Origin of the sequence: Halomonas halocynthiae DSM 14573 (assembly GCF_000425725.1) — a bacterium.
Classification (GTDB): domain Bacteria; phylum Pseudomonadota; class Gammaproteobacteria; order Pseudomonadales; family Halomonadaceae; genus Halomonas; species Halomonas halocynthiae.
This window is the reverse complement of the sequence record NZ_KE384439.1, coordinates 745,300-754,933: the sequence shown is the minus strand read 5'-3', so window position 1 is coordinate 754,933 and position 9,634 is coordinate 745,300. Positions and strand designations below refer to the sequence as shown.

7 protein-coding genes are annotated in these 9,634 nt (G+C 53.9%); 2 read left to right on the top strand and 5 right to left on the bottom strand.

The features are described 5' to 3' along the window. Both H616_RS0109095 and H616_RS0109090 read left to right on the top strand, forming a co-directional pair. A partial coding sequence (locus tag H616_RS0109095; RefSeq protein WP_027967094.1) for a YadA family autotransporter adhesin occupies positions 1 to 2,499 on the top strand: 2,499 nt, incomplete at its 5' end. Positions 2,500 to 2,558: 59 nt separating this feature from the next. Continuing rightward, positions 2,559 to 3,368: an OmpA family protein gene (locus H616_RS0109090; protein WP_051234132.1), complete on the top strand. Its 810-nt coding sequence runs from the start codon at positions 2,559 to 2,561 to the stop codon at positions 3,366 to 3,368. Positions 3,369 to 3,410: 42 nt separating this feature from the next. On the opposite strand, the gene H616_RS0109085 is transcribed toward H616_RS0109090, so the two are convergent. From H616_RS0109085 to H616_RS0109065, 5 genes are read right to left on the bottom strand one after another with little or no spacing between them, the layout of a single operon-like run. Next, entirely contained in the window at positions 3,411 to 3,644 is a 234-nt protein-coding gene (locus tag H616_RS0109085; protein WP_027967092.1) for a formate dehydrogenase subunit delta, read from the bottom strand. Between the two features lie 22 nt (positions 3,645 to 3,666). Beyond that, the gene (gene fdhD, locus H616_RS14590) at positions 3,667 to 4,509 is read right to left on the bottom strand and encodes a formate dehydrogenase accessory sulfurtransferase FdhD (protein ID WP_084155797.1); all 843 of its coding nucleotides are present in this window, start codon (positions 4,507 to 4,509) and stop codon (positions 3,667 to 3,669) included. After that, positions 4,496 to 7,381, bottom strand: a complete 2,886-nt coding sequence (gene fdhF, locus H616_RS0109075) for a formate dehydrogenase subunit alpha (RefSeq protein ID WP_027967091.1) — start codon at positions 7,379 to 7,381, stop codon at positions 4,496 to 4,498. Before fdhF ends, fdhD begins: the two co-directional genes overlap by 14 nt. Continuing rightward, a complete protein-coding gene (locus H616_RS0109070; protein ID WP_027967090.1) occupies positions 7,378 to 8,946 on the bottom strand; it encodes a formate dehydrogenase beta subunit in 1,569 nt (522 codons plus the stop codon). The genes fdhF and H616_RS0109070 overlap by 4 nt, the downstream gene beginning before the upstream one ends. Next, positions 8,946 to 9,449 carry a formate dehydrogenase subunit gamma gene (locus H616_RS0109065; protein WP_027967089.1) on the bottom strand — a complete coding sequence of 168 codons (504 nt, stop codon included), beginning with the start codon at positions 9,447 to 9,449 and terminating at the stop codon, positions 8,946 to 8,948. The genes H616_RS0109070 and H616_RS0109065 overlap by 1 nt, the downstream gene beginning before the upstream one ends. Positions 9,450 to 9,634 lie beyond the last annotated feature (185 nt).

Genomic DNA, 9,634 nt, shown 5'->3' with positions numbered 1-9,634 from the left:
GACGGCAAGAATGGCGTCACCATCAACGGTGCAGATGGCTCGATTGGAATCAACGGCAAGGACGGCGCTAACGGCACTATTACCGTGGTTGACGGCGTAGCTGGCGTGGATGGCAAAGACGGCATTACGCGCATCGTCATTGACGACAAAGAAGTGGCCACCATGGACGATGGCCTAAACTTTGCGGGTGATGATGGAAAAGTACTTGCTAAGAAGCTCAACGAGCAACTGGATATTGTCGGTGGTGCTGATCTTAACAAGCTGGCTGATGACAATATTGGTGTGGTCGAAGAAGGCGGCAAGCTGAATATCAAGCTGGCTAATAACATCGACTTGGGTGCAACGGGCAGCGTGACCACGGGTAATACCGTGATGAACGACGCCGGCGTAAACGTTGATGACGGCGCAGGCAGCACCACTGAAGTCGGCGCGGGCAGCATCAGCGTGGCCGGTGCGGGCAACAGCGTTACGGTTGATGGCAGCAACGGCACCATTGAAGGGCTGACTAACACGGACCTTGACGGCAGTGATTTTGCCCAAGCAGGTCGTGCGGCGACCGAAGAGCAGTTGAAGCAGGTTAACGATGTCGCTAATACAGGATGGGATGTTAGTGCTAACGGCTCGGCGGGTGAAAATGTTGCGCCGGGAGCGAAGGTAGATTTCAGCAATACCGATGACAACATCCTGATTTCACAAGATGGTACAGATCTTGCGTTTAATCTGAATAAAGACCTAACCGTTGATAGCGTTACCACGGGTAATACGCGCATGGCTGATGGTGGCATATTCGTCACTAATGGAGATGCAACAGACCCACAAACCACAGATATTGGTGCTGGTGTCATCACGCTCACAGGTGGAGCTAATGGTGACGTTGTGCTGAACAATGGTGGTTTGAATAATGGTCATAATAAGATCGTTAATGTGGCGAATGGCGATGTTTCATCGGACAGCAAAGACGCCATTAACGGTAGCCAACTATGGCAAGTGAAGGACGTTGCTAACGCCGGCTGGAATCTGACTACCAATGGTGAAGAAGCCTCTGCAAGTAATGTGGCTCCTAGGGATACGGTTGACTTTGCTGGTGATGGTAATGTTCTGGTCAGCAATGAAGGTAATGACATTAGTGTTGCGCTGGCTGACAAGATCACCCTGGGTGAAGATGAAAACGCAATTGCTGTGGATGGTGAAAACGGCCTGCTCAGCGTTGGTGATAAAGTAGCTCTGGATAAAACTGGCCTAGTGATTGCTAATGGTGGCCCGAGTGTAACAATCAACGGTATCTATGCCGGTAATAAGCAGATTACTGGTGTAGCCAGTGGCCTGGGAAATCAGTCGCTGGGCCAGGTTAGCGGTGACGATCTGTTGAACGCAGTAAATGTGGGTGACCTCAAACAGGTTGCTGGCGATATCAATAAGGATGTTGCAGCAGCTAAGACTGAAGTTACGCAAGGAAAAAACATTACTGTTAAAGAATCACTAGGTGATGATGGTCAGACCGTTTATGAAGTTGCTACTGCAGATGATGTGGAGTTCGATAGCATCGATGTGGGTTCTGTCACTATCGATAAAAACAATGTCGATAATGAAGGAAACACCATTATTAGCGGTGTTGGTAAAGGTGAAGTTGCTCAAAACAGCACTGATGCAGTGAATGGTAGCCAGCTCTGGGAGATGCAAAATGACATCACCAATATCACTGAAAAAGGGGGTAAGTATTTCAAAGCCAACTCAGAAGCCGCAGCAGCTAATCCGGTTGGTCAGGAAAGCGTTGCCATGGGGCCGCAAAGTGTTGCGAGCGGTGATGATAGCGTAGCAGCCGGCAACGGAGCGGTTTCTAAGGCGCAGGGTAGTGTGGCGCTGGGGGCTGGTTCGGTGGCCGATCGTGAAGGCATGAACGGTAAGAAAGAAGCCTTCTCGAATGTTGCAGTGGCATCGCAGCAGGGCGCTATTTCAGTGGGCAACCAAGGTGGTGAGCGCCAGATCACTAATGTTGCGGGTGGTACGCAGGATACTGATGCAGTTAACGTACGGCAGTTGAAGTCTGTTGAGGCAGCTTCAGTTAACTACGACCGCAACGATGATGGCAGCATCGACTACGGCAATGTAACCCTGGGTGGCGGTGGTGACCAAACCACGGTGATCCATAATGTTGCCGCAGGTAAAGCGCCTACTGACGCCGCAAATGTAGGCCAGCTGCAGGACCTTAATCAACGGTTCACGCAGGAACTGGGAGGTGTTAAGCGGCGTATTAGTGACCTGGAGGATGATTCTTTCGCTGGTGTAGCTAGTGCGATTGCCGCGTCTTCGGTTCCTCAGACGACTCGTGTGGGTAAAGGCATGGTTGCTGTTGGTGCTGGCACATATAAAGGTGAGTCAGCGGTAGCCGTTGGTGTTTCCCGGTTGTCTGAAAATGGTCATCTGGCGATTAAGTTGAATGTGACGGGTGACTCACAAGGTAACTTTGGTGCTGGTGTTGGCGCGGGTTGGCACTGGTAAGCGATAAGCTGTGCATTTACGAATGTAAAAGGTCACTAGGTAAAGGATGGTATATAAAGATGGGTCATAAGCAAATGTTGCTCGCCACGGTAGTGGCGGCAACTGCCGCTCTGCTACAGGGTTGCGTGTCTAGTGGTAGCACTAATGAGTCGGGGATTATGTTCCCCGACATGGACAGCGCCTACCTTAAAGAAGGTACCTTTGTTGCGCCGGATGCTGTGCTGAGGGTCTCTAAAGGGCAGAATAAAGATCAAATTCGTGCCCTATTGGATATTCCCCAGTTCTCGGAAGGTCTGTTTGGTGTGAGAGAGTGGAATTATGCGTTTAATTTTTATACCGACAGTGTGCCGAAAGGCTATGTAACCTGTCAGTATCAGGTTCACTTTGATGATGATGTCTTAGTGGAAAGCACGCATTGGAAAAATGAAATGTGCGCTGATCTTCTGGTTCCCGTTGAAGCCGCCCCCGTTCCTGAGTCGACAGAAGAGAGAGTTAGGCTTTCTGCTGATGTGCTGTTTGATTTCGATAGTGATGTGTTGCGCTTCGAAGGGCAGCGGAGCTTAGAGCGAGTGGCAGATCTGCTGGTTACTGACTTTAACGATCCAGAGGTGCGGGTGCTGGGCCATACGGATAGGATTGGTAACGATGCCTATAATCAGAGATTGTCTGATAAGCGAGCCAATGCCGTTAGGCAAGTTCTGATAGCGCAAGGGATTAACCCACTGCATATTCAGGCGCTTGGTATGGGTGAGAGCAACCCAGTGGTGAGTTGTGCGGGTGAGTCTGGCGCACAACTCAAGGAATGTCTGCAGCCTAACCGTCGGGTAGATATTCTGATTAATGGAGAAAGGCAAGTTTCAGCAAACTAACGCCTTGACTCATGGTGCAGTAATGCAGCCGCACCCCGCGTTTTAGCTGGTGCGGCTGCGTTGTTTTAGCTGCTCTACTGCGTCACGGGCGGCTGGTATTAGGCCGTTTTCGCTATCTCCTAGGCTATCAATAATCTTCGCTTTCATTGGGCGAGCCCAGAATTTTTCTAGGTGTGACGCGGTTTCTTCAACAGCCTGTTCGTTACTGCGGCCGTGACGCAGGTTCTCGGCAATTTGGTTGACCATATGGATCAGAGTACTGTTGTGTGCTGACATTATTGAGCTTCCTTTGTCGAACTTAACCGTTGGCTACTGACCGAATAGCAGGGCGATGATAGATGACGTGTCGTTTGGGGCGTGCGAAGCCGATGAGTAGCAAACCTGCTTTACGCGCTTGATCAACAGCAAGCCCAGTAGCGGCGGATACTGAGACCAGTGCGCCAATGCCAACACTGGCACTTTTGTGCACCATTTCATAGCTGGCTCGGCTAGAAACCAGCACGAAGCCTTGGGAAAGCCTGCGGTTAAGTGTGTGTTTGGGTCCTTCTCCAGATAGCGATTCTTTTGCCAGTGCGCCAATCAGTTTGTCTAAGGCGTTATGTCGCCCTATATCTTCGCGTACCAGCATTATTTCGCCTTCCAAGCTACACCAGGCTGCACCATGGCTAGCGCCGGTTATAGCCTGAAGTGGCTGGTGTGCTTCAAGTGTTGTAATGGCGTGTTCAACGGCACTGTGGCTGAGTTGGGGAGCCTGAACATGGGCAACTGGGCGAATGGCCTGATCCAGTGATTCGGTGCCGCATAGCCCGCACCCCGTGCGTCCGGTCAGGTTTCGCCGTCGTTTTTTGAGGGCGGCCATACGTGAGCTGGCAATAGCCAGTTCAACGACCCATCCGGCAGCGGTTTCTTGCAGCGACCAGTCGTATAGCTCTGAGGCATCCGTGAGGATGCCTTCAGACAAACTAAAGCCCAACGCAAAGTCATCAAGATCAACGGGGCTTGCCATCATTACCGCATGAGACACCCCGTTGTATACCAGTGCCACCGGCACTTCATCGGCCAGTAAGTCGTGGCATTTCTCTAAATGGCCCAGCTGACAGGTATGCACCCATTGGGGCACTGTGCCATCACGCTTGGTCATGCCTTACTCCTGACGCCTCTTCAGGCTGGGCGGCAGCTAAGTATTCTTGCTGGCGGAGCTCAAAGTCATCGAAGCGACGCTGCCATTCCGAGGGTTGGCTGACCTTTTCCACCTGAACAGCGGTGACTTTATATTCTGGGCAGTTGGTGGCCCAGTCAGAGCTGTCGGTGGTAATGACGTTAGCGCCGCTGCTCGGGTGGTGGAAGGTGGTGTAGACCACACCCGGTTGCATACGCTCACTAAGCCGAGCGCGTAGCACTGTGTGGCCTGCACGGCTGGTGATACCCAACCAGTCGCCATCTTTAACGCCGCGTAGCTCCGCATCGGACGGGTGAAGTTCCAGTACATCTTCTGCGTGCCATTGCTGATTCGCCGTGCGTCGAGTCTGGGCACCAACGTTGTATTGCGACAGAATTCGACCCGTGGTGAGGAGTAGCGGAAAACGCCGCGTAGCACGCTCTTCGGTCGCGACATATTCAGTGATCGCAAAACGGCCCCGGCCGATCGGGAAGTCCACTTCGTGCATGGTCGGCGTGCCCAGCGGAAATTCCTCGTTGCACGGCCACTGGAGACTGCCTTGCTCGTCGATTTTGGCGAAACTGACACCGGTGAAGGTAGGCGTCAGACGGGCAATTTCGTCCATGATCTCAGAGGGGTGGTCGTAATGCATGGGATAGCCCAGCGCCTCAGACAGAGCGAGAGTGATCTCCCAGTCTTCCTTGCCAGCCAGTGGTGGCATGACCTTGCGAACCCGGTTGATGCGTCGCTCGGCGTTAGTGAATGTGCCGTCTTTTTCCAGGAAGGTGGAACCGGGTAATAGCACATGAGCGAACTTGGCCGTTTCATTAAGGAAAATGTCTTGCACGATCAAGCAGTCAAGCGAGGTTAATGCAGCTTCTACGTGTTGAGTGTTTGGGTCTGACTGGGCAATGTCCTCACCTTGTACGTAAAGCGCCTTGAAAGTGCCTTCGATAGCGGCATCGAACATGTTGGGAATACGCAACCCAGGCTCATGGTCAATTTGAACTCCCCACTCTTGCTCAAAGCGGTGGCGCGATGTGTCGTCGGCAACATGCTGATAACCAGGAAGCTCGTGAGGGAAAGAACCCATATCACAGGAGCCCTGAACATTATTCTGGCCGCGCAACGGGTTCACGCCCACGCCTTCGCGGCCGATGTTACCCGTGGCCAGCGCCAGGTTGGCAATACCCATTACCATGGTGGAACCTTGGCTATGCTCTGTTACGCCCAAGCCGTAGTAGATCGCGCCATTACCCGCGTTGGCGTAGCTACGCGCAGCGCGACGTACCTCTGCGGCTGATACGCCGGTAATTGACTCGGTCGCTTCTGGGCTGTGCCTTGAATGGGCAATAAACTCACGCCACGCGCTGTAGGCTTGGGTGTCGCAGCGTTTGGCGATGAAGTCGTGATCTTCCAAGCCCTCATCGATTACCACATGGGCTAGCGCATTGATCAATGCCACGTTGGTGCCAGGGCGTAGAGGTAAGTGCTGGGCATCGGCCAGGTGTGGGGTGTTGAGAAGGTCGATATGCCGCGGGTCGGCAACAACCAGCTTGGCACCTTCACGCAGGCGACGGCGCATCAGTGAGCCGAACACGGGATGGGCATCGGTGGGGTTGGCACCAATGACGATAATAGTGTCAGCCTGCATGACTGAGTCGAACGTTTGGGTGCCAGCAGACTCGCCCAGGGTGGTTTTTAGCCCGTATCCAGTGGGAGAGTGGCAGACTCGGGCGCAGGTGTCGGTATTATTGTTACCGAAGGCAGCGCGGACCAGCTTCTGTACCAGATACGTTTCTTCGTTGGTGCAGCGTGACGAGGTGATGCCGCCAATGCTCTCGCGGCCATATTTGGCTTGGGTCGCTTTAAGCCGTTTGGCCGCAAAATTAATCGCCTCGCTCCAGCTGACGTCACGCCAAGGCTGCTCGATGCTATCACGAATCATCGGCGTGGTCAGTCGATCTTTGTGAGTGGCATAGCCGAAGGCGAAGCGGCCCTTGACACAAGAGTGGCCGTGATTCGCGTTACCGCCCTTGTAAGGCACCATGCGCACAACATCGTTGCCTTTTATTTCGGCCTTAAACGAACAACCAACGCCGCAGTAAGCACAGGTTGTGATAACGCTGCGGTCTGGCTGCCCCTGTTCGATGACACTTTTTTCCATCAATGTCGCGGTGGGGCAGGCCTGTACACAGGCGCCGCAGGAGACACAGTCGGAGTCCATGAAGGCTTGATCTTGGCCCGGCGAGACCTTGGAATCAAAGCCGCGCCCGTCGATAGTTAGGGCGAAGGTGCCTTGTACTTCATCGCAGGCCCGCACGCAGCGTGAGCAGAGGATGCACTTGCTAGGATCAAAGCTGAAATAAGGGTTGGAGTCATCCTGCTTCGACGCCAAATGATTTTCGCCATCGAAACCATAGCGCACCTCGCGCAGCCCAACCTCTCCGGCTACGTCTTGTAGCTCGCAGTTACCATTGGCAGAACAGGTTAGGCAGTCCAGCGGGTGGTCAGAGATGTAGAGTTCCATGATATTGCGCCGCAGCTTGGCTAAGTGCGGGTTATAGGTGGTGACCTGCATGTCGGCCTCCACGGGGGTCGTACAAGCAGCGGGATAGCCGCGCTTGCCTGCGACTTGTACGGCGCACATGCGACACGAGCCAAACGCTTCCAGGTTATCACTGGCGCACAGTTTGGGGATCTTGATTTCAGCGATGGCGGCAGCACGCAGCAACGACGTGCCTTCTGGTACTGTGACGCTGACACCATCGATCAACAGCGTGACCGGCGCTCCCTCTTGTGCTGGGGTGCCGAAGTCTTTTTCATATGAACTGGGGTCAAAATGCTCGATCATGATGATTCTCCTTCCGCATTGGCGTCCGGCGTGCGCAGAAAGTCGTTGGGAAAATGAGTCAGGGCGCTCTGTACGGGAATTGGTGTCATGCTGCCCATTGCACACAGCGAGCCGTCCACCATGGTTTCGCACAATTCTTCGAGCAGTGCCAGGTTGGCATCGCGATTCTGGTTATGACGAATGCGGTCGACCACTTCAACGCCACGCGTTGAACCGATGCGGCATGGCGTGCATTTTCCGCAGGACTCCACCTTGCAGAATTCCATGGAGAAACGTGCCTGCTCGGCCATGTCGACGCTGTCGTCGAACATCACTATACCGCCGTGGCCAAGCACAGCGCTGTCGCCGCTGAAGGATTCATAGTCCAGTGGCAGGTCCCACTGAGACTCAGGCAGATAAGCGCCCAGAGGGCCACCCACCTGAACCGCGCGTAGAGGGCGACCACTGTGGGTGCCTCCGCCAAAGTCTTCCATGACTTGGCGCAGACGAGTACCAAAAGCCAGTTCTATCAGGCCGCCACGTTTAACATTGCCAGCGAGCTGTACAACCAGTGTGCCGCGAGAACGACCCAGCCCAACCTCGGCGTAAGCGTCGCCGCCTTTATCGAGAATGAACGGTACGGCTGCTAACGACAGCACGTTGTTGACGACAGTGGGCTTGCCGAATAGCCCTTCGATGGCAGGTAGGGGCGGTTTGAAACGCACTAGCCCGCGTTTGCCCTCAAGGCTTTCCAGCAGCGATGTTTCTTCACCGCAAATATAGGCACCAGCGCCCATGCGCACTTCTAAGTGAAAGCGGCGACCGCTGTCGCGCAGGTTGTCGCCCAGATAGCCTGCCGCCTCGGCTCTGAGAATGGCCTCATCAAGCATGCGACAGGACAGCGGGTACTCTGAGCGTACATAGATATAGCCTTGGGTCGCGCCGACCGCTAAGCCTGCAATTACCATGCCTTCGATCAGCATGTAAGGATCACACTCCATGACCATGCGATCGGCAAAGGTGCCGGAGTCACCTTCGTCGGCGTTGCATACAATATATTTTTGCTCGGCGGGCGCATCGAGTACGGTTTGCCACTTGATTCCAGTAGGAAAGGCGGCGCCGCCGCGTCCGCGCAGGCCTGAGGCCTTGACCTCGTCAACAATGGCCTGAGTATCGAGCGTGAGCGCTCGTTCTAAGCCACGAAATCCATCATGAGCCAAGTAGTCGCTTAAGCTCAGAGGGTCTGTAATACCCGCTCGTGCAAAGGTGAAGCGTTGCTGATTGGCTAACCAGGCGATGTCCTCGGTGTTGCCCAGTGCCAGGGCATGTTCGCGCTTGCCTTCCAGCAAGCCTTGATCGAGCAGTGAAGGAATATCTTCGGTGCTAACTGGCCCGTAAGCCTGGCGGCCATCGGGTGTTTCCACTTCTACCAGCGGCTCAAGCCAGCAGGCACCACGTGACCCATTGCGCACCAGCTCTATTGCTAGGCCACGCTGCTCGGCTTCATTCAGCAACCGCTGGGCGACGTCATCGGCACCCATGGCGAGTGCTGTGGTATCGCAGGGAACGAATACGCGAACGGCCATCATTTCACCTCCAGTGTCTGGGTGTGTAGGGCGTCGCTTATTTCTTCAAAGAGCGCGTCGAAGTGTGTGTTGTTCATGCGGCCATGTACCCGTTCGTTCACGCTGATATTGGGAGCGCAGGCGCAGTTTCCCAAGCAGTAAACGGCTTCTAGGCTGATGCCTCCATCAGCTGTTGTGGCATGGTGGTTGATGCCTAAGCGGTCTTTGATATGGGCTTCCAGCTGACGCCCACCCATTGCCTGGCAAGCTTCAGCACGGCATACCTGAATGACATGATGACCTGGCGGCGTGGTACGAAAGTGATGATAAAAGCTAATCACGCCGTGTATTTCAGCGCGACTCAGATTTAGCGACTTGGCGATGATAGGTACGCTGCCATCGGGGATATAGCCGATATGTTGCTGAATGGCATGTAGGATTGGTAACAGCGCGCCTGGCTTATGTTTTAACGCATCGATGCTGTCCTGAACCTGTGCCGAACTCCACTCGATAGAAGCGCTCATCGTGGCCACCTGCTTATTGTCACGGGTTATTGTCTGGTATCACGAAGCGGGTTTAAGAAAACCTCTGTTTAAATATGCATTTTTATGCACAATATTCGTGATTTATCATTATCACTGACACGGCGATACAGCGGGCTAGTGTCACGGTTACATTAACGCTAGCATTAGGTCTCTCTCAGTGAAAT